This is a genomic window from Chromobacterium phragmitis (assembly GCF_003325475.1).
GTDB classification, from domain to species: domain Bacteria; phylum Pseudomonadota; class Gammaproteobacteria; order Burkholderiales; family Chromobacteriaceae; genus Chromobacterium; species Chromobacterium phragmitis.
The window spans coordinates 3,102,541-3,123,916 of sequence record NZ_CP029495.1 but is presented as its reverse complement, the minus strand read 5'-3'; the positions used below and the strand labels follow the sequence as shown (position 1 = coordinate 3,123,916).

At 62.6% G+C, this 21,376-nt stretch carries 16 protein-coding genes; 11 read left to right on the top strand and 5 right to left on the bottom strand.

Translation table 11 applies throughout. The annotated features are described in order from the left end of the window. The 3 genes from DK842_RS14905 (at nt 1) to DK842_RS14895 (ending at nt 2,246) form a co-directional block, all read left to right on the top strand. The gene (locus DK842_RS14905) at nt 1–351 is read left to right on the top strand and encodes an arsenate reductase (protein WP_114062149.1); all 351 of its coding nucleotides are present in this window, start codon (nt 1–3) and stop codon (nt 349–351) included. Then, nucleotides 348–1,481 (top strand): succinyl-diaminopimelate desuccinylase, encoded by a 1,134-nt coding sequence (gene dapE, locus DK842_RS14900; RefSeq protein WP_114062148.1) that lies wholly within the window; start codon nt 348–350, stop codon nt 1,479–1,481. The genes DK842_RS14905 and dapE overlap by 4 nt, the downstream gene beginning before the upstream one ends. A 135-nt stretch (nt 1,482–1,616) precedes the next feature. After that, nucleotides 1,617–2,246, top strand: a complete 630-nt coding sequence (locus tag DK842_RS14895) for a MarC family protein (protein ID WP_114062147.1) — start codon at nt 1,617–1,619, stop codon at nt 2,244–2,246. Here the strand turns inward: DK842_RS14895 and DK842_RS24110 are convergent. Both DK842_RS24110 and DK842_RS14885 read right to left on the bottom strand, forming a co-directional pair. Next, nucleotides 2,216–2,584 carry a YiaA/YiaB family inner membrane protein gene (locus tag DK842_RS24110; RefSeq protein WP_114062146.1) on the bottom strand — a complete coding sequence of 123 codons (369 nt, stop codon included), beginning with the start codon at nt 2,582–2,584 and terminating at the stop codon, nt 2,216–2,218. The two genes, DK842_RS14895 and DK842_RS24110, sit on opposite strands and share 31 nt — an antisense overlap. Next, nucleotides 2,550–3,167, bottom strand: a complete 618-nt coding sequence (locus tag DK842_RS14885; RefSeq protein ID WP_198414549.1) for a LysE family translocator — start codon at nt 3,165–3,167, stop codon at nt 2,550–2,552. The genes DK842_RS24110 and DK842_RS14885 overlap by 35 nt, the downstream gene beginning before the upstream one ends. 215 nt (nt 3,168–3,382) lie before the next feature. Between DK842_RS14885 and ccoG the strand changes: the two genes are divergently transcribed. Together ccoG and DK842_RS14875 are read left to right on the top strand one after the other, a co-directional pair. Further along, nucleotides 3,383–4,729, top strand: a complete 1,347-nt coding sequence (ccoG, locus tag DK842_RS14880) for a cytochrome c oxidase accessory protein CcoG (protein WP_114062144.1) — start codon at nt 3,383–3,385, stop codon at nt 4,727–4,729. Between the two features lie 20 nt (nt 4,730–4,749). After that, on the top strand, nt 4,750–6,138 hold the full coding sequence (locus tag DK842_RS14875; protein ID WP_114062143.1) for an aminotransferase-like domain-containing protein: 1,389 nt from the start codon (nt 4,750–4,752) through the stop codon (nt 6,136–6,138). 65 nt (nt 6,139–6,203) lie between these two features. Here the strand turns inward: DK842_RS14875 and DK842_RS14870 are convergent, their stop codons facing one another. After that, nucleotides 6,204–7,544 carry a glutamine synthetase family protein gene (locus DK842_RS14870; RefSeq protein ID WP_114062142.1) on the bottom strand — a complete coding sequence of 447 codons (1,341 nt, stop codon included), beginning with the start codon at nt 7,542–7,544 and terminating at the stop codon, nt 6,204–6,206. Nucleotides 7,545–7,902: 358 nt separating this feature from the next. On the opposite strand from DK842_RS14870, the gene DK842_RS14865 reads away from it, so the two are divergent. Further along, nucleotides 7,903–11,196, top strand: coding sequence for a DUF748 domain-containing protein (locus DK842_RS14865; protein ID WP_114062141.1), 3,294 nt, complete (start codon nt 7,903–7,905; stop codon nt 11,194–11,196). Nucleotides 11,197–11,362: 166 nt separating this feature from the next. Continuing rightward, complete coding sequence (locus DK842_RS14860) at nt 11,363–14,218, top strand: adenosylcobalamin-dependent ribonucleoside-diphosphate reductase (RefSeq protein WP_114062140.1); 2,856 nt, start codon at nt 11,363–11,365, stop codon at nt 14,216–14,218. 154 nt (nt 14,219–14,372) lie between these two features. Here DK842_RS14860 and DK842_RS14855 read toward each other — a convergent pair whose 3' ends face one another. Then, on the bottom strand, nt 14,373–14,966 hold the full coding sequence (locus tag DK842_RS14855) for a porin family protein (RefSeq protein WP_168191923.1): 594 nt from the start codon (nt 14,964–14,966) through the stop codon (nt 14,373–14,375). 275 nt (nt 14,967–15,241) lie between these two features. Here DK842_RS14855 and DK842_RS14850 point away from each other — a divergent pair, with 275 nt between their 5' ends. After that, on the top strand, nt 15,242–16,117 hold the full coding sequence (locus tag DK842_RS14850; RefSeq protein WP_145964046.1) for a hypothetical protein: 876 nt from the start codon (nt 15,242–15,244) through the stop codon (nt 16,115–16,117). A gap of 401 nt (nt 16,118–16,518) precedes the next feature. Next, nucleotides 16,519–16,953 (top strand): hypothetical protein, encoded by a 435-nt coding sequence (locus tag DK842_RS14840; protein WP_114062136.1) that lies wholly within the window; start codon nt 16,519–16,521, stop codon nt 16,951–16,953. A gap of 54 nt (nt 16,954–17,007) precedes the next feature. Here the strand turns inward: DK842_RS14840 and DK842_RS14835 are convergent, their stop codons facing one another. Then, the gene (locus tag DK842_RS14835; RefSeq protein WP_168194892.1) at nt 17,008–17,565 is read right to left on the bottom strand and encodes a murein L,D-transpeptidase catalytic domain-containing protein; all 558 of its coding nucleotides are present in this window, start codon (nt 17,563–17,565) and stop codon (nt 17,008–17,010) included. A gap of 184 nt (nt 17,566–17,749) precedes the next feature. Here DK842_RS14835 and DK842_RS14830 point away from each other — a divergent pair, with 184 nt between their 5' ends. Together DK842_RS14830 and DK842_RS14825 are read left to right on the top strand one after the other, a co-directional pair. Further along, entirely contained in the window at nt 17,750–18,871 is a 1,122-nt protein-coding gene (locus DK842_RS14830; RefSeq protein WP_114062134.1) for an MBL fold metallo-hydrolase, read from the top strand. A 620-nt stretch (nt 18,872–19,491) separates the two neighbouring features. Then, nucleotides 19,492–21,249 carry a hypothetical protein gene (locus tag DK842_RS14825; protein WP_114062133.1) on the top strand — a complete coding sequence of 586 codons (1,758 nt, stop codon included), beginning with the start codon at nt 19,492–19,494 and terminating at the stop codon, nt 21,247–21,249. Nucleotides 21,250–21,376: the final 127 nt, after the last annotated feature.

Below are 21,376 nucleotides of genomic sequence, written 5' to 3'. Positions count from 1 at the left end.
ATGATTACCCTGTACGGCATTCCCAACTGCAACACCGTGAAGAAGGCTCGCCAATGGCTGGCCGACAACGGCATCGATTACATCTTCCACGACTTCAAGAAACAGGGCATAGACGCCGAGCGCCTGCAGGCCTGGGCCGCCCAGGTGCCGCTGGCCAAGCTGGTCAACCGCCAGGGCACCACCTGGCGCGCGCTGCCTGACGAGACCAAGGCCGCGGCGGACTCGCTGGACGGCGCCGTTTCGCTGATGCAGGACAAGCCATCCGTGATCAAGCGCCCGGTGCTGGAGTGGGACGGCAAGGTCGGCGTAGGCTTCGCCGAAGCCGACTGGGCGGAGCGGTTCGGCAAATGAGCGCGACGCTGGATCTCGCCCGCGAACTGATCCGCCGCGATTCCGTCACCCCGCGCGACGAGGGCTGCCAGGCGCTGATGATCTCCAGGCTGGAGGCCATGGGCTTCACCGTGGAAAAGATGCGCCACGGCGACGTGGACAACTTCTGGGCGCGCCGCGGCGGCGCCGGCCCGGTGTTCTGCTTCGCCGGCCACACCGACGTGGTGCCCACCGGCCCGCTGGACAAATGGGACAGCCCGCCGTTCGAGCCCACCGTGCGCAACGGCCTGCTCTACGGCCGCGGCGCGGCGGACATGAAGGCGTCGCTGGCCGCCTTCGTCACCGCCTGCGAGCGCTTCGTCGCCGAGCATCCGGATCACCAGGGCTCGCTGGCGCTGTTGATCACCTCGGACGAGGAAGGCGTGGCGGTGGACGGCACGGTGAGAGTGGTGGACGCGCTGGAAGCGCGCGGCGAAACGATAGACTACTGCGTCGTCGGCGAACCGACGTCGGACCAGCGCCTGGGCGACACCGTCAAGAACGGCCGCCGCGGCTCGCTGTCCGGCCGTCTGATCGTGCATGGCATCCAGGGCCACATCGCTTACCCGCAACTGGCGAAAAACCCCATCCACCTGCTGGCGCCCGCCTTGGCGGAACTGGCCGCCACGCGCTGGGACGAGGGCAACGCCTTCTTCCCGCCCACCAGCTGGCAGGTGTCCAACATCCAGGCCGGCACCGGCGCCACCAACATCATTCCCGGCCACTGCGAGCTGTTGTTCAACTTCCGCTTCTCGCCGGAAAGCAGCGCCGACAGCCTGAAGGAACGCGTTTGCCAGACGCTGGACAAGCACGGCCTGTCCTACGAGCTGCACTGGCAGCTGTCCGGCCAGCCCTTCATCACGCCGCCGGGCGCGCTGACCGAGGCGCTGAGCCAGGCCATCGCCGAGGTGGCCGACGCCAAGGCCGAGCTGTCCACCACCGGCGGCACCTCGGATGGCCGCTTCATCAAGCGCATCGCGCGGGAGCTGGTGGAGTTCGGCCCGGTCAACGCCACCATCCACAAACTGAACGAGTGCGTGGAAGTGGCCGATGTGGAGCCGCTGGCCGACATCTACCGCCGCACGCTGGAGTTGCTTTTGGCCAAGGCGTGAGCCTCGCCGCTTCGCTATGCTGAAACCGGCGTCATAGCCGGTTTTTTCACGGCCTCATGGCCCTGACGCAACCATGGTTGTTCGCGTCTTAAGTCCGAATGTCTCGGATCGCACTAACAGGTAAGCTTCCGCATCATGGAAATCGAAATCGCAAAAATCTTCGTCGCACTGCTGGTTCTGGTCAATCCGCTGGGCGCCATCCCCATCTTCATCAGCCTGACGCCCAGCGCCAGCCAGGAAGAAAGGCAGAAAATCGCCAAAACCACGGCCATCGCCGTCGCCATCGTGCTCAGCTTGTTCGCGGTGGTGGGCGAGACGCTGCTGCGCTTCCTGGGCATCAGCATAGGCTCGTTCCAGGTAGGCGGCGGCATCCTGGTGATGCTGATCGCCATCGCGCTGATGAACGCCAAGCCCGGCCCCACCAAAACCACCAAGCAGGAGCGCGAGGAGGCCGGCCACAAAACCAATATCGCGGTAGTGCCGATGGCCATCCCGCTGATGACCGGCCCCGGCACCATCTCCACGGTGATCATCTATGCCAGCACGTCCCACTCCTGGCTGCAGGTGGTCTATCTGCTGATCAGCGGCCTCCTGGTGGCCATCACCTGCTACGGCGCGCTGGTGCTGGCCTCGCCGCTGTCCCGCCTGCTGGGCCAGACCGGCATCAATATCGTCAACCGGGTGATGGGCATGCTATTGGCGGCGGTCTCGGTGGAGATCATCGTCGACGGCGTCTATCGCCTGTTCCCGCAACTGACCCGCTGACACCAATGCGCCGGCGGGCGGCGCCAGCCGGCGTCGACCATCGGCGCGCCCTCCTCGCGCAGCGCGCCCAGATCCCGGGCATTCTTCTGCAGCGACACCGCGGCGAGCGAGCCATACATCAGAATGGTGAAGCAACAGTCCTTCTCGTTCAGTTGCATCGCCGAATTCCACAGCCCGGCCATGTAGACCACGGCGCCGGCCAACTGCGCGCCCCAGGAGGCGGCGACGAAAGCGAAGGAATATAACCCGCCTGGCCGCCATCCGCCGAATTTCGCAGCGCCCCAACTTTTCCAGCGCTCAGACTCAAGCCTTGCCCAGCAACATGCGAAGTCCGGCATAGCCGAAGGCCAGCGCCAGCGCGCCATGCAGCCAGCGCCGCAGCCGCAGATACGCTCGCCGCGCCGCCACTGTGGAAAACAGCAGCGCGTAGGCGGAAAACACGCACACCGCGATGCCCGCGCAGCCAGCCACCACCCATGCGCCATGCACGGTGCCTCCCGCAGCGGGAGAGGCCAGAGACACCAGCGACAGCCAGACCAGGATCGCCTTGGGATTGCCCAGATGCATCAATATGCCGCGGCGGAACGCCTGGCCATGCGTCATGGGCAGCAGACCGTCCGCGGCAACCGCCTCCCGGGCGCGGACTTGGCCAAGCGCACGCCAGGCCAGCAGCAACAGATAAGCGCCGCCAAACAACTTCATCGCCCATGCCAGCGCCAAGCTGCCACGCATCAGTTCCGCCGCGCCCAGCGCCGCCAGCACGCCCCAGCAAACCGAACCCAGCACCACGCCGGCCGCCAGCGCCAGGCCCTTGCCGCGCCCCTGCTCCATCGCCACGCCCATGATGGCCAGATTGCTCGGCCCCGGGCTCGCCGCTCCCACCAGGTAAACCGCAAACGCGGCCGCCGTATTGGCGTCCATTCCGCCGACATCCATGCCCAGCCTCCCGATTCTCCCCGCGCGCTCAATGGCGCATTGCCGCCATTATCGCCCGGCGACAACGAATTATGCCAACCAGTTGGCCATGCCTGTAAGCATACAGCAGCATCTGTACCGATAATTTCACAACTGTCTGTTCATTGTTTGTACTGATCCCCAGCAGTAAAAATAGCCATCTTCATAGCGTGGTGGCAGCCATGTCCAAGCCTGATATCAAACCCGTTCCCATCAAGATTCATCCCCGGCTCACCAGCGGCCGCTTCAACAACATGCGCGTCGGCATGGTGGCGCTGACGCAGCTGGCGTTCTTCGGCATGCCTTGGCTGCAGTGGAACGGCCGCCAGGCGGTGCACTTCAACCTGGCGGAGCATCACTTCCTGATCTTCGGCATCAGCCTGTGGCCGCAGGACTTCATCTATCTGGCCGCCTTGTTGGTGGTGTCGGCGCTGGGACTGTTCCTGTGGACCACGCTGGCCGGCCGGCTGTGGTGCGGCTACAGCTGCCCGCAAACGGTATACACCCAGATCATGATCTGGATAGAGCGAGCGATACAGGGCGACCACAACGCCCGCCGCAAGCTGGACGCGGCGCCGATGAGCGCGGGCAAGCTCGCCAAGAAGAGCGCCACCCAGATGATCATGGCCGCGTTCTCGCTATGGACCGGGCTCACCTTTGTCGGCTACTTCACGCCGATGCGCGAGCTGGCCACGCTGCAGATGGGACCATGGGACTTGTTCTGGACGCTGTTCTACGGCGGCTTCACCTGGCTGATGGCCGGCGTGCTGCGCGAAAAGGTTTGCCTGCATATGTGTCCGTACGCCCGCTTCCAGGGCTCGATGTTCGACGACAACACCCTGATCATCTCCTACGACGCCAAGCGCGGCGAGCCGCGCGGCAAGACCCAGGCCAAGAGCGAGGCCCAGACCAAGGGCTGCATAGACTGCGGCATCTGCGTGCAGGTCTGCCCCACCGGCATCGACATCCGCAACGGCCTGCAATACGAGTGCATAGGCTGCGCCGCCTGTATCGACGCCTGCGACCAGGTGATGGACAAGCTGAAGTCGCCGCGCGGGCTGATCCGCTACACCAGCGCCAACGCGCTGCAGGGCAAGCCGGCGCAAAGCCCGTCTTTCCACCGCCCCCGCATCGTCATCTACTCCAGCCTCTTGGCCGGCATCATCACCCTGTCCACCACCGCGCTGGTGCTGAAGAAGCCGTTCAAGGTGGACGTGCTGCGCGACCGCGCCAGCCTGGTGGAACAAAGCGACGACGGCCTGCTGCAGAACCGTTACAGCCTGCGCGTGATCAACACCACCGAACAGGCGCAACGCTACGTGGTGACGGTGGAAGGACTGCCCGGCATCCGGATGGAAAAACCCGGCGAAGTGATCGAAGTCAAACCCGCCCAGACCGAAACCGTGCCGGTGCGCGTGCAGGCGGCGCCGGAAAACGCGCCGCGCGGCTCGCACCGCATCCACTTCGTGATACGCTCGCTGAACGATGACGTCACCATAAGGGAAAAATCCAGCTTCATCGGCGAGTAAGCCGGACCAGGAAACCGCATATGAACAAAACCGGCCAATTAAGCCAACGCTTCCGCCACGCGATAGAACAGGGACACCTGCGCGCCGGCGACCGCATGCCTTCGCTGCGCAAAGTGTGCCAGGACCACAAGATCAGCATCACCACCGCGCAGCGCGCCTACGCAGAGCTGGAAAAACTGGGCCTGATCGAATCGCTGCCCCGCTCCGGCTTCCGCGTGCTGGCTCGCAGCAACGCGCTGCCCAGCAATCTGCCGCTGAACAGCGACGGCAGCGGCATCCGCATCGAGCACCTGACCGCCGCGCTGCCCATGCCCTGGGGCTGCCCCTACATGAACCCGGCGCTGATCAACACCACGCCGCTCAACCGCGCCCTCACCCGCGCGCTGCGCGACTACCGCTACGCGCTGTCCGGCAACGCCAGCACCGGCTACGAAGGACTGCGCCGCGAGCTGACGCTGCGCTACCTGGCCCAGGGCGTGGAGCTGGACGGCGACGAATTGCTGGTCACCTGCGGCGGCATGGAGGCGCTGAACCTGGCGATACGCGCGGTGACCAAGCTGTCAGGCAGCCAGGCCATGATCGTGCTGACGCCGGCCTTTCCGGCGCTGTTCGACCAGTTGGATCAACTGGGCGTCGCCGCACACACGCTGGCCACCCCGCCCGGCCAGCCGCTGGACCTTGACCGGCTGGAGCAACTGATTCTCCAGCACCAGCCGGCCGGCATCCTGGCGATGGCAAACTTCCAGCATCCCACCGGCCTGACGATGAGCGACACCGACAAGGCGGCGCTGCTGGCGCTGGCCGACCGCCACCGCCTGCCCATCATCGAAGACGACACCTATCGCGAGCTGTACTTCGGCGAAAGCGCGCCGCTGCCGCTGAAGGCGTACGACCAGAAGGGCAGCGTGCTGTACTGTTCATCATTCAGCAAGTCGCTGGCGCCGGGCTACCGCGTCGGCTGGATCGCCGCCGGCCGCTTCCGCGACAGCATTCTGGGCCTGAAGCTGTGCAGTTCGCTGTCCACCCCGCTGCCCAGCCAGATGGCGCTGGCCCGGCTGCTGTCCGGCGGCCAGCACGAGGACATGCTCAGCCTGCTGCGCAGCCGGCTGCAAGCCAACTGGCTGGCGCTCAGCCAACAGTTGTCGATCCAGATGCCGGCAGGCGCCCGCCAGGTCACGCCGCAAGGCGGCTATTTCCTGTGGCTGGAGTTGCCAGAGGGCAGCGACTGCCGCGCCCGGCTGCCCGCCGCGATGCAACAGGGCATCCACTTCGCCCCCGCGCCGCTGTTCTTCCGCGACGGCCAGCCGCGCCTGAACGCGATGCGGCTCAACTTCAGCTTTTACGACCCGCTGCAGCAGCACAACGGCGTGGCGATGCTGGCCAGGGTGCTGGCCGGAGAAGAAGCCTGAGCCAGGCCCGCGCCAGACGAAAGGCCCGGTTTTCCGGGCCTTTTCGCTTGCGGGAATCCCAGGACTCACACGTGCAGCAGCAGGAAGCGGCGCTCCCATGGGCTGATCACGTCGAAGTACTCGCGATACTCCGCCTCCTTGATCGCCGCATAGGTTTCCACAAAGTGTCCGCCGAACAGCTCGGCCAGCGGCTGGCAGCGCAACAGCATGTCGATGGCGTCGTCCAGATGCCTCGGCAGCTGGTGAGGCTGCTCGTAGGCGCTGCCAGTCAGCGGCTCGGACGGGTCGATCCGGTCTCGCATGCCCAGGTAGCCGCAGGCCAGGCTGGCCGCCATCGCAAGATAGGGATTGACGTCCACCCCGGCCAGCCGGTTCTCCACCCGCCTCGCCTCCGGCCCGGAATGGGGCACCCTCAAACCGCAGGTGCGATTGTCGTAGCCCCAACTGAGGTTGATCGGCGCCGAGGTGTAGCGGCTGAGCCGGCGGTAGGAGTTGACGTAGGGCGCGAAGAACGGCATCGCCGCGGGCAGATAGCGCTGCAGGCCGCCGATGAAATGCAGGAAGGCTGGCGACGGCTGGCCGTCGTCCAGGCTGAAGATATTGCGCCCGCTGGCGATGTCCACCACGCTCTGGTGCATGTGCATGGCGCTGCCGGGCTGGCCCTGCATCGGCTTGGCCATGAAGGTGGCGTACATATTGTTGCGGATGGCCACCTCGCGCACCGTGCGCTTGAACAGGAACACCTGATCGGCCAGTTGCAGCGGATCGCCGTGATCCAGGTTGATCTCCATCTGGGCCGTGCCCATTTCATGGATCAGCGTGTCCAGCGCCAGCCCCTGCGCCTCGCACCAGTCGTACATCACGTCGAAGATGTCGTCGTATTCGTTGACCGCGTCGATGGAAAAGCTCTGCATGCCGGCCTCGGTGCGGCGGGTGCGGCCCACCGGCGGGCGCAGCGGCAGGTCTTCGTCCGGCTGGATTTCCACCAGATAGAACTCCATCTCTGGAGCGATCACAGGCTTCCAGCCCTGATCCTCGTACAGCTTCAGAATTCGCTTGAGCACATTGCGCGGCGCCAGGTCCACCGCCTCGCCGCCGAAACTGTAGCAATCATGGATGATCTGCGCGGTGGGCTCCTTGTTCCAGGGCACCGGACGCAGCGTGCTGAGGTCGGGCAGCAGCTTCATGTCGGGGTCGGCGACCGAGGTGAAGTCGCGGTCGGGATAATCACCGGTCACGGTCATCGACAGCACCGCCTCCGGTAGCCGCAGTCCTACGGCGGGGTCGTATTTGTGGCGCGGCACGATCTTGCCGCGGGCGAGGCCGGTCATGTCCGGGATCAGACACTCCACCTCGGTGATGTGATGCTGGTCTAGCCATTGATTGATAGTATGGGCGCTGTCCATAAATCCTCTGTCAGCTGTGTTTGCCCGAGCTTCCCAGCCGCCGGGCGTGATGAGTCAGGGTATGGCGTCGCGCCGCCTGCAGCAGGAACAGGCAGCGGTCGGCCAGCAACGGCCTTGCGGCCGCGATGGGAATAGCGGGTATCGGCCGGCTTGGCCGGCATGCGCGATGCAAGATCCTCTCCCTTTCGTGATAAAGATTTGGCAAAATTGCGTTCAATATTTTCAACGCTTCGTCCATCCTAGTCAGCGTTGGCCGACGACCGCAACGAAGCGCGGCCCGCCGCCGTCATTTTCAGTCAACAATAGGACAAACAACGCAACAGGACGGCAACGCCAAAGTGCATTAGAATTAAGCGATATGAATCCCCACGCTCAGGCTGACGCCGCCTCTCCCGCCCCCTCCTCCCGCAAACCCCGCCGCTGGCTGCGATGGCTGCTGATCGCCTGCGCGCTGCTGCTGGCGTTCTGGGCCTTTCTCGGCCTGATCGCGCCCCACCTGCTGCAAAAAGCCGCCGCCGACTGGGCACGCAAGCACGGCCGCCAATTGAGCGTCGCAGAAGTCAGCATCGTGCCCTGGAGCATGGAATTGACGCTGGACGGCGTTTCGCTGCGGGAAGGCGATGGCTCGCCCTTGTTCCAGGCCAAGCGCGTCTACCTGAACGCCGCGCTGTACGCAACGCTGCTGGGCCGCTGGCAGGCTAGCGAGTTCCTGCTGGACAGTCCTCAACTGTGGCTGGAGCGGAACAAAAACGGCCAGTGGAACTGGGCCCGATTCGTCGCAGACGTTTCCGGCCCGCCGAAACTGGAAGACGGCACCTCCCCGGAAAAGCTGCCTCGCCTGAAGCTGGATGAAATCAACCTGCGCAATGGCCAGATCCGGGTCAACGATGATCTGGCCGGGCAACACGGCGTTTTCCGCCTGGCCCCGATCAACCTCAGCCTGAACAACCTGAGCACGCTGGAGGAAAACGGCCGCTACACGCTGCACGCCGAGCTGGAAGGCGGCGGCCGCTTCGACTGGCAAGGCAGCATGCGCCTGCAGCCGCTGCAATCCAGCGGCGAGGCCAGCATGCAAGGGCTGCCGCTCGCCTCCGTCTGGGACTATGTCCATCCCTACTTCGCCGTCGCCAAACCCGAAGGCGCGCTGTCGGTCACCGCCCGCTACCAGTTCGACATGAGCGGCGCGACGCCGGACCTGACGGTGTCCTCCCTGAACGCCAGCCTCAAGGACTTGAAGCTGCGCGCGCCGGCTGGGGATGGCGCGCTGGAGCTGCCCGAGCTGCGCGTGGACGGCGGCGCGCTGGACCTGTCGCGCTCGTTGCTGACCGTGGCCAAAGTGGAGCTGAGCCACGGCAAGCTATCTGCCAGCCGCGACGACGCCGGCCAACTGGACTGGCTGCGCGCGCTGCCGCCGGCCAAACCGGAAGACAACACGGCCAAGCCCGCCAAGCCTTCGCCATGGATCGTCAAGATAGACAATCTGCGCTTCAACGACTGGCATGCCGCCTGGCGCGACCAAACCTTTATGCGCCCGATGCAGCTGGAAGCGGCGGTGCCGCTATTGCAAGGCAAGCTGTCGCTGGACCCCGAACGCGGCCTGAAGCTGGACGACGCCTCGCTCAAGCTGGCCGATCTCAAGCTCGCCGCCGCCGGCGGCATGCCCTGGCTCAGCCTGGACCAAGCCGAGCTGGCGCCGACGCTGATCGACCTCAAGCATCGCGGCATCCAGCCCGGCGGCATCGCGCTGGACGGCTTGCGAGTCGCCCTGCAACGCGAGCGCAACGGCCAATTGCAGCTGCAGCTGCTGCTGGCTCAGCGGCCTCGCCCGCCCGCCGCGAGCGCGCCCCGCGACGATGGCCCCGGCTGGAAGCTGGCCTACCCGACCGTGACGCTGTCGAACGGCTCGGTGAGCTGGCGCGACCTCAGCCTGGGCAAGCCGCTGGAATACGGACTGAAAGCGCTGGCCGGCCAACTGAAGCTGAAAGACGGCGACCAACTGGCGCTGGATTTGGCCGGCCAGGCCGGCAGCGGCAAGATCGCCGCCAAGCTGGACATCGACGCCTCGGGGCCCGCCGCGCGCGGCGCGATCAAGCTGGACACCCTGCCGGTGGCGCCGCTGGCGCCGTACGCGCTGGCCGGCACCCCGCTGAAGCTGAGCGGAGGCGCGCTCAGCGCCGACCTCAAACTGGACCTCGCCTCCGCCAGCCGCTGGACTCTGGGCGGCCAATTGAAAGTGGGCAAGATGGCGCTGCAAGAGCCTGGCGAACCGCTGCCGCTGCTGGGCTGGAACGGCTTGGCGCTCAGTCAGCTGCAGGCCCAGGGCATGCCGCTCAAGGTGAACATCAACGACATCCGCCTGGACCAGCCGCGCGCGCGCCTGATCTTGGACGCGCAGCGCAATCTGAACTGGCAGCAGATCTTCGCCAAGCGGCCGGCCAAGCCGTCCAACGGCAAGCCCCCCCCGCTGCCCCAGGTGGACGTGCACAGCATCCACCTGCGCAATGGCGCGGTGGAGTTCGCCGATCACGGCATGGCGCCGGATTTCGCCACCCGCATGCACCATCTGAACGGCAGCATACAAAACCTGTCCACCCGGACCGGCGGCCGCGGCCGCGTCACGCTGGACGGCGCGGTGGACCAGTACGGCGAGGTCAAGGTGCGCGGCGCGCTATCGCCGCTGTCGCCCACCGACAGCACCGACCTCTCGCTCAACTTCCACAACCTGGCGCTGAACAACCTCAACCCGTATTCGATGAACTTCGCCGGCTGGCAGGTGAAGGATGGCCGGTTGTCGCTGGAACTGCGCTATCTGCTCGAAAAGCGCCAGTTGAAGGGCGAAAACCGCGTGGTGATCGACTCCATCCAACTGGGCGAAGAGCTGAAAGGCGACAAGTCCCCCCACCTGCCGCTCAAACTGGCGGTAGCCTTGCTGGAGGACAGCGACGGCCGCATCGATCTGGACCTGCCGGTGGCGGGCAGCCTGGACGATCCGCAGTTCAGCTACGGCCAGATCGTGTGGAAGGCCATCGTCAACGTGGTCACCAAGGTGGTCACCGCGCCATTCCGCGCCTTGGGCGCGCTGCTGGGCGGCGACGGCTTCGACGACATCCGCTTCGTCGCCGGCGAAGCCCACGTCAGCCCGCCTGAGCGCGAGAAGCTGGATAAGGTGGCCGGACTGATGGCCAAGCGGCCCAAGATGCAGCTGTCCATCGCCGGCGGCTACGCCGACGACGACGCCAAGCAACTGGCGCGAGCGCGCGTGGACGCGGCGGTACTGGCAACCGCCGGCCATCCGCCGCAAGACGACGAGCCGCTGCCGGCGCTGGACCTGAAGGACGGCCAAACCCAGTCCGCGATCAAATCGGTCTACGGCCAGCGCATTGGCCGGCTGAAGCTGATGGGCCACGTGCTGAAGCCGGGCGGCCCCTCCGGCGAAGCGCTGGCCAAGTTGCTGCGCGACGAGATGCTGGCGGCGGAGAAAGTGAGCCAGGCCGACCTGGTCAAGCTGGCCCAGTTGCGCGCCGGCAACGCCCGCAAGACCATGCTGAAGCATGAGCCGCAGCTGGCCGACCGCATCGCGCTGGACGCGCCGAAAAAGACCTCGGCCAACCGCGACGGGGTGGAGCTGGCGGTGAAAATCACCGCCAAGTAGTCCCCCCGCGCGGTCCGCTGCGGTACAATCGAAAACAGCACCCGACACAACAGCTTGCGTTTCATCACCGGACGGCGTAACAACATATAGTGTGCTACGCCGTTTTCTCATGCCCACGCAGCCATGCCATCGTCGTTGAACACCGTTTCAGAAGGATGAGCGTTCCATGCAGCAGGAAAACATCGCCGCCATGGCGGAACAGGACATCTCCCGCGAAGTATTGCTGGAGAAATACGCCAAGAATGGCGAGCAGAGCGTCAGCGAAGTGCGCCGCCGCGTCGCCCGCGCGCTGGCGGAACTGGAAACAGACCCGGCCCGCTTCGAGCCGCTGTTTTTCGAGGCCTTGGACCACGGCTTCATTCCCGGCGGCCGCATCAACTCCGCCGCCGGCACCGAGCTGCAAGCCACGCTGATCAACTGCTTCGTCCAGCCGGTGGGCGATTCGGTATCCGAAACCGAGCATGGCAAGGTGGGCATCTACCAGGCGCTGCTGCAGGCGGCCGAGACCATGCGCCGCGGCGGCGGCGTGGGCTACAACTTCTCGCGCATCCGCCCCAGGGGCGCGCACGTGAAGGGCACCAACAGCCGCGCCTCCGGCCCCGTCTCCTACATGCGCGTGTTCGACCGCAGCTGCGAAACCGTGGAATCGGCCGGCGCGCGCCGCGGCGCGCAGATGGGCGTTCTGGACATCAGCCACCCGGACGTGGAGGACTTCATCCACGCCAAGGACCAGGGCGACCTGCGCAACTTCAATATCTCCGTGGGCGTGTCCGACGACTTCATGCGCGCGGTGGAAGCCGACGGCGACTGGCAGCTGACCCACGCGGTGCCGCCCAACTCGGACGCGTTCCCGGACAGCTTCCAGCGCGAAGACGGCCTGTGGGTGTACCGCGCCGTGCGCGCCCGCGAGCTGTGGCGGCAGATCATGGCCTCCACCTACGACCATGCCGAGCCCGGCGTGCTGTTCATGACCCGCATCAACCAGGACAACAACCTGTCCTACTGCGAAGTCATCGAGTCCACCAACCCCTGCGGCGAGCAGCCGCTGCCGGACTACGGCTGCTGCGACCTCGGTTCGATCAACCTGACCCGCCACGTGCGCGCGCCGTTTGGCGACAAGGCCCACTTCGACTTCAAGTCCTTCGAAAAAGTGGTGCGCATGTCGATCCGGATGCTGGACAACGTGCTGGACCTGACCGTGTGGCCGCTGCCGGAGCAAGCTCGGGAAGCCGCCAGCAAGCGCCGCGTCGGCCTCGGCTTCACCGGCCTGGGCGACGCTTTGATCATGCTGAAGATACGCTACGACAGCGAAGAAGGCCGTCGCTTCGCCGCCCGCATCGCCGAAAGCATGCGCGACGCCGCCTACGACGCCTCGGTGGACCTGGCCGTCGAAAAAGGCGCGTTCCCTTTATTCGACGCCGAGAAATATCTGGCCGCGCCGCACTGCGCCAGCCGGCTGCCGGAAAAGATCAAGGCGCGCATCCGCAAGCACGGCATCCGCAACTCCCACCTGCTGTCCATCGCGCCCACCGGCACCATCTCGCTGGCCTTCGCCGACAACGCGTCCAATGGCATCGAGCCGCCGTTCTCGTGGTTCTACACCCGCAAGAAGCGCATGGCGGACAACACTCAGCAGGAATACCTGGTGGAAGACCACGCCTACCGCGTGTGGCGGATGCAGGGCGGCGACACCGCCCGCTTGCCGGATTATTTCGTCTCCGCGCTGGAAATGAGCGCGCTGGACCACATGCGCATGGTGGCCGCCGTCGCGCCCTATGTCGACACCGCCATCTCCAAGACCGTCAACGTGCCGGCCGACTACCCGTTCGCCGATTTCGAGAGTCTGTACCTGGAAGCCTGGCGCAACGGCCTGAAGGGCATCACCACCTACCGCCCCAACAATGTGCTGGGCTCGGTATTGTCGGTGGAGCCGGCCCAGAGCGCCGCCGCCGCGCCGGAAGACCTGTCCGGCGCCGCCAGCGACCCGGACCGCCGCGTCACGCTGAACACCGCCCCCACCCCGGCCTTGTCCAGCCTGAAGTGGCCGAACCGCCCCAAGCTGAAGGAAGGCAACCCGTCGTGGACCTTCATGGTGGAAGGCGACGCCGGCGATTTCGCCGTAGTGGTGGGCCACATGGAAAACGGCCGCGCCCAGCCGTTTGAATGCTGGGTCAACGCCACCGACGAGCAACGCGGCCTGTCCGCCATCGCCAAGACGCTGTCGATGGACATGCGCTGCCGCGACCGCGCCTGGCTGGCCGCCAAGCTGGACGCGCTGTCGCGCGCCAACGGCGACAAGCGCTACCGCTTCACGCTGGGCGACAAGACCATACACGCCACCTCGGCCGCCGCCGCGCTGGGCCAGGTGGTGCGCCACCGCGTGGAGCAGTTGGGCGCGCTGCGGCTGGAGGAAGGCGAAGCCACGCCGGTGATGGACGCGCTGTTCGCCCGCAAGGAGCCCAAATCCGGCAGCGACGGCACCATGAGCTGGTCGGTGGACATCGTCAACCCGCAAACCGGCGACGACTTCGTGCTGTTCGTCAAGGAGCTGGTGCTGCCCAACGGCCAGCGTCGCCCCTACTCGGTGTGGCTGGCCGGCGCCTACCCCCGCGAGCTGGACGGCCTGTGCAAGATGCTGTCGCTCGACATGCGGGTGATCGACCCGGCCTGGATAGGCCTCAAGTTGCGCAAGCTTCTCAACTATGCCGAGCCGCAGGGCGACTTCTTCGCCCGCATCCCGGGCATGGAGAAATCGCAAAGCTGGCCTTCCACCGTGGCCTATCTGGCGCGACTGATCATCCACCGCTACGCGATGCTGGGCGTGCTGACCGAAGAAGGCGTGCCAGTGGAAGAAATGGGCGTGATGGCGCCGGAGCAGAGCGATCTGTTCGCTCACGAAGCCCCGGCCCAGCTCAAACCGCTAGCCGGCAAGGCCTGCCCTGAATGCGGCAACCACGCGCTGATCAAGAAGGACGGCTGCGAATTCTGCACCGCCTGCGGCCATGTGGGAGCCTGCGGCTGACCCTGCGGCCTGGCCATGAAAAAGAGAGCGGCTCCTGCCGCTCTCTTCGCTCCCTGCATTTATCGCCTGATCATCGCTTTTTTCAGCAGCCGGTAAGGCGCCGTTCCGCGTTTTTTCATCGCATGGCTCAGATGCCTGCGCGTTTTATCCGGCTTTAGAACTGATAGCTCGCGCCCAGCTTGAAACTGCCCAACCTTGATTTGTCGGTCACGCCTTTCACCTTGACCTGGCCGATGCCGTCCAGCTCGGCCCGCAAGCTGAGCGACTTGTTCAAATGGTAGGCCGCGCCCAGCCCCAAACCCACGCCCCAGCCCTTGTCCTTGACGCTGGCGTAGCCTGGGTTGGCGCTGCGGAAATCGCTGTAGATGTAGTTGGCCGACACTTTGCCGTACAGGTCGAACGAATCGTTCAGCGGCAGCAGGCCCAGCACCGCGAAGCGCAGCGCCTGGTTGCGCATCGCGCCGGCCTTGTCGATCTTGGTTTCGCCAAAACCCTTCATGAAGCTGGCTTCGGCCGCCAGATGGTCGCCGAAGCGATAACCCGCGCCCATTTCCCAGGCGCCGGTGGCCGCGTTGCCGTCCTTGTTGGAGGTCAGGTCCTGGATGCCGTACTGCTGGGCCTTCTTGCCATCCAGATCCCACACATTGGCCATGCTGGCGATATTGCCGAACACGTAGGCCCCCGCGCCGGCGGCGTGCGCCATCAACGGGGACAGCATCATCACGGAAGCACAAAGTATCTTTTTCATATCTGCTCTTGGGCAAAAGTTGCTTGGAGCAGACATTCTATTTTCGAATCGACATCACTCCGTTCCGGTTTCTGGATGGAAATTGATGCAATTTGTGCAATTTACGTAAAACCATGGAACTTTCAGCTTTTATTCCAAGATATTGAAAATCTTGGCAGCCAAGCTGTGCAAGCCAAATGTAAGCTAAGGGGAAATACCAAAGTCTTGACTTATGCGTTGATACGCCGCAAAGCTGTCATATCATCCATATCGCATCCTCCCTCCTGGACCTTTTCATGACCACACCGCAAAACTCCCGACTAGCCCTGTTGCTGTCCGCGCTGGCGCTGTCCAGCCCGTCCGCGCATGCGGAAACCTTCACCTTGAACCTGGGCGCCATCATCAAGGACGGCATCCACAAGGCGATGCAGGGCGAGCATGCCGACGCTGGCAACACCGCCGCCGCCTACCCCGCGTCCGGCAAATACGACGGCTCCGACGCCGAGTTCGAGCGCGCCATCACCATTCAGGCCGATGGCCGATTCGAACTGGAAGTGCTGCAAAAAGGAAAGGTCCTGCCTCGGCATGCCGGGTCCGGCGCCGGCCGGCTGGCATCGGCGGATGGCAAACAATGGACATACCGCGAGGACCGCTGCTCTCTTACCGTGATCCCGCAAGCCGCCGCCTTGCAGCTCAAAACCGAGCGCTGCGCCGGCACCTTCGGCGACGTGCCTTTCGATGGCCTGTATCTGGCGGGCGGCAAGAAACTTCAAGCCGCGGCCAAAGACAAGCGGCTGGCGGCGCAGCTCAACTGCCAGAAACTGAATTTCGGCGAAAACGGCATAGGGTCTTTGCTGGGCAAGGCCACGCGCCAGCCAGAAAACACGGTGTGGAACCGGGAGGTGCCCCTGCCTGACGGCTATACCTTTGGCGGCCTGCCCATCCGCTCCGTCAACCTGTCGGAATCCGACGGCGGTTTCCTGGCGCTATTCGTCGATGGCGACGCCTCCGCGATCCAGACCGCCATCAAAAAAGCCCGCGTCAAGGGCGACTACACGGTGGCGATGCTGCGCAAGGTCGGCGGGGCTGACGGCTATGCTTTCCCGGGCAAGCCGGCGGGACAAGCCTATGTCCATTGCCAGAGCAAACAGACGCTGAACGGAGACTACTGAGTCCGCTCATTGCCGGTTTGGCGGGCCGCCCTCGCGGCGCCCGCCATTTGCCGCGCCCAGCCGGCGCGGCATGGAAACCCATCCTTAAGTACAGGTTCTCTCTTCGATTTGGCCGCTATAGTAACGGCTGCCTGATTTGATATCTGTTAAAACAGTATCTTATCAAACCACCCTTCCAGAAACGTTTTCCCATGTTGCATGGCCGGACTCAACCATTCGGCTTCATCGCGCTTTCGGGCCGCAGCTTGCCGCCCATCCCGCACGATGGCTCTGCCGTCCACGTCTCCCTTCCGCGGCGCGCACCGCGCCATGCGGCGTCCGCTCATCCCGATCATGGCTGGGCAATGCGCGTTCTGAATAAAAAAACAGAATGTTTCGCAGGTTCGCTTAGGAGCAATATCATGAACTTCCATCACGTTTCTCGCTACGCGCTCATCGCTTCGGCCATCCTGGCCATCGGCCTATCCTCTCCGCCCGCCTTGGCAGCCGGCCAACCCGCAAGCCGGGCGTCTCTCGCCTCGGCGGCGGCCGCCACAGTCATCACCAAGACCTATAGCGTGATCGTCAACGCCGACGGCACGCTGGCAGTCGGCCCCGCCGGTGCCAGTTCCAACAACTTCGGCGGCAACTACGGCTACTTCGAGGTGATCTTCCCCAGCGACGTCTCCAAGTGCGTCTACACCGCGACGCTGGGCGACGCCTCGCCGACCTTCCCCGCGCTGGGCTTCATCAGCGTGACCTTGCGCAGCGGCAATCCCAACGGCGTATTCGTGCGCACCGCCGACACCAACGGCACGGCCAACGACCATGCCTTCCACCTGCATGTCCAGTGCTGAGCGGCTGAACGGCTGAAGCCATGCCGGCCGGACCGCGCTCGCGGTCCGGCCCAGTCAACGGCTGCAGATGCAATTGATGTAGGAGCCGCCCTGCAACATGTTGATCAAGCCGACGCTGTATTGCTGCTCCACGGCCAGGCTCCCATCCGAGCGCCACAGAATGCCGTACTCTTCCACATACCGAGGCGAGACATGCGCCGAGCCGTGCATCACCAGATTGCGCCGCCGCATATTGCTGTTTCCGCGTTCCAGCCCATCCAGCCACAGCGACAGGCCATGGCTGCCGAAATAGGTTTCCGACGCGCGGCACACACCCAGACAGGAAACGCCAGAATCGAGCTCATTGGAAAACATCCCGGCGCTCAACAAGTTGGCGTCCGGGTCCCGTCCGCGGCCATGCGCCACCAGGAAGCGCTGCGAGCTCGCCTCCAGCGTGTCGAAAACGAACAATCGGGGCTCGGTGGATGGCAGGCCGTAGTCCACCACCGCCCAATACAAGAGGCTGGCGCGCGGATGCATGGCACGTTGCACCGCCACCATGTCCAGCACTGCGGAATCCGGCAACCCTTCGCTACGGCTCAACGCCAATAGAATGTCTTCCAGCGTTCCCACATCGCTTTCCTTGCCCCGTCCGACGCCCCGTGCCTGACAGTTCATCCTAGAAATTCCGCCGTCTGCTGGCAAGCCGCGAGGATTGAAATCGGCGAGAGCGAGCCCATCTTCCGCAACAGGAATCGCCGACACGATTTACGTTCTACCATTCGACATGATGGATTCCGCGACAAGGAAACACCGCATGAAGTCTCTGGGCAAGAAAGCCGCCGGAGCCCGGCTGGAAAGAATGCGGGCATCGCCGCTGTGGGCAGGCAACGGCTTTCGCAATGTGTACCCCATCCCGCCCGGCTTGCGCGATTCCGCCGTCGCCATGCCTTCGCTGCGCGACTTCCTGTGCGGCGGCGAACGCCGCGTGCCGAACGCGCCGCTGCCGGCCGACAACCCGCTGGATGACTGGCGCAAGCCGGCCCAGTCCGGCCTGCGCGCCACCTGGCTGGGCCACTCCACGGTGCTGATCGAGATCGATGGTTTGAGATTGCTGACCGATCCGGTGTGGGGCTCCCGCGCGTCTCCCACCCGGCTGGCCGGTCCCAAGCGTTTCCAGCCGGCGCCTGTGAAACTCAAGCAGCTGCCGCCGCTGGACCTGGCGCTGGTCTCGCACGACCACTACGACCATCTCGACTACCCGACGATAAGGGAGCTGGTCAAGACCGGCACGCCCTTCGTCACCTCGCTGGGCGTCGGCGCGCATCTGGAGGCCTTCGGCGTGCCGCCTGAGCGCATCATCGAATTGGACTGGTGGGAAAGCTACCATCACCCTGGTTCCGATCTGGTCGTCACCGCCACACCGTCGCAACACTTCTCCGGCCGCGGGCTGAAGGACCGCAACGCCACGCTGTGGTCGTCGCTATCCATCCGCACGTCCAAACATTCGGTGTTCTTCAGCGGCGATACCGGCCTCACCGGCCAGTTCGGGGACATCCGCGAACGGATGGGAAAATTCGATCTGGTCATGCTGGAAGTCGGCGCCCACCATCCCGCCTGGGGCGACATCCATCTGGGACCGGACAATGCGCTCAAAGCGCTGGAATTGTTGGGCGGCGGCGCCTTCCTGCCGGTGCACTGGGGCACGTTCAACCTGGCCATGCACGCCTGGGACGAGCCGGCCGAGGCATTGCTGGCGCGTGGTGAAAGACATGGCGCTCAGCTAATGATGCCGCGGCTGGGCCAGCCCATGGAGCCGGCTCACGCGGAACGCGTCCATCCCTGGTGGCGCATGGTGGATACCGTTGCCGCGCCTCCCGCTTCTGAGCCGGAAGCCGAAGCCCCCTTGCCCAAGTCCATGTCCTGGCCACTAGACTGAGCGCACCCCGGCTCGCAACACCTCCATTCTATTTTTGTCGGTCTCCACTCCTGTACGCCTTGCCTCCAACGCGGAGCGCCTCCACGCATGCATAAACGCATCTCCGATGCCGAAATCCAAAACATGTGACCATTTTTTATAGAGCAATTTATCCAACTGGGTATATTTTGGGACTGGCTGAGATGGGATCAGTTTACGGAAAGGCCGGAGGCTTGCTCAGCCCCTCCCTTCCCTGAACTGTTCTACGATCTTGCGGCACTCATTGATTCAGTATTCCAAAATGAACGGTCTGGTTAAGCAACAAGACGGTTTTGAAATAATTTACAAAGCTATTTGAAAGCTCCAACAAATTCTAGCCATAAGCATTTTTGCAACTCATCTTGATGCCACCCAGCCGATCAGGCAAGCGAATTAATTGCAAATTTTTCTTTTGTAAAACTCATCCACACACCTTGACCCAAAACTTTACAGGAGAATGAAGTCGCAATATCTCATACCATACGCATACCAACCCCATGGGCGTATGGATTTATTTATTGTCAATATTCAGCTCATGCTGACGCACTTGAAAACTTCCTAGCATATCACGCTGCAGAAATTTATTTCTTCGAAAGGTTATCATGAATCCAGGCCTCGTTAAAAAAACTACGTTACTGACGTTCATTGCATTATCCACGATTGCAGGCAGCCATGCCTATGCAAGCAAGCTCGTCACATCAGCGGAATATAGGGCCTTGCTGCCCAAAACAAGCAATCAATACGAAATCAAGCTTGGATCAGGAAGTGGCTTGACCGTTCGGTATCATTGCAATATAAAAGATGATGGAAAAGGTGGCTACGCACTCGACCCAGCGCAGTGTCAGAGTCGTGAAATTGATTTCAAAAAATCCTATCCGAACCTAGTTAGCATTCCTATAGGACAAACTCAATACTCCATTGAAGAACACAAACTATGGGCAATGGCCTTTGCCCATGCCGCGATGAACAGCATGGTTATTATGCAATATGGCTTAAACAAAACCAATGGCACATTTAATCTATCAAAGCCATTTGGCCCCAACAAGGAAAGTTTCGGTGATTATTTCATGCGAAACATGGGACCAAATTATTATCTATCCAAAGGTCTTCAAGAATCTTCATTAGGGGATGATCTTCAATTTGATCCAAATGGCAATGACGGCGTGCTTCAAGTTGAATATCCTGGCAGCGCCTGGAGTGAATTGCAAGGCATAGCCCAAGGTGGATTCCCTGCTGTTTTTTCGTCACTAGATCCAAAAAATGTTCTGGATTCCAATAGTGGCCCTGCTCGTAATATTCTGGGATCTGCCACGACCAGCGCTTACTACAACGGTTCTGCAACTGCTATCAATACTGGCTCGCTTCCTTGGGCCGACCCAACGAAATCCACTGAAAAATTGCCTGAATTCATTCAGAGCGCAAAAGACCCCAATGCATTGGCCATCATGCTGAGCTTCATGTATAACCGCGGGCCTTATGCCGCAAAAGATCAACCTCTAAAAAATGATGCCACATTCCAGCAATGCCAGAACACAGTTGATTTGCCAAACAACTGGAACTGCTTTACCAAGCAGAATGATTTTGGAACACGCTATATGCGACAAATTCCAGATGTTTCAAATCAGCTCTTCAATAGTGGTAAATTTTACGACACGACACTAACCCGGAATGATGTAACGGTATATTTATATCTTCTTGCCTTGAAATACGGATTTTATTCCAGCAAGGAATATAATGACATTTACAACAGAGCCATGACGGTTTTTGGAACAAGCAATACCATCAGTTTCAAGAAGGATTTTGGCAGAATCATTGAGACCGTTTTCACGACAGTCCCCATCAAAACTTTTGGGGAGACCGCCGCGGTAGATCCGTCTAAAAAAGTCCCGGTAACCAGCACACTTGACTCTGGTTTATACATGAGTTCAAAAGATCAAGCCGGGGTCGTCACTTTCAATGACTGGTTAACGATTGGGAAGTATGCTTACTTACCCAAAACCGGCACGACAATTTCAACCATGAAATACAATGCGATAGACTGCACGGCCGACGCCAATGCTTGGTTTAAAAACATAGCAAACGACACCTCTTCCTCCCCCCAGCAACTCACAGTCGGCTTCGCCAACGGAAAATGCACATTCAAAAAAGAGCCCTTTAAAAATCCTCCCGCAGAAACATGCAAGGATGGAGAATGGTGCCCTACAAAAGAATACCCTACAAAATGCACAACCGTTAAACATAAGGGTTATACCTACCAAAATGAATGGCATGCAAATAAAGGGGAGGAACCCACTCCCGCGGGTTCTGAAAATTGGGGAGTTTGGCGCATACAAGGATCCGCAACCAGCACCTGCCATTAAATATTTGTTTCTGTCGTAATAATCCGAGATAGGCGCGGCGAGAGCGGCAAGATTAGCCGGCTCAAGCCGCCGATCCATGGAACTGTGCGGCAGGCATCAAGCCTGCCGCCTTGACTCCGAACTGACC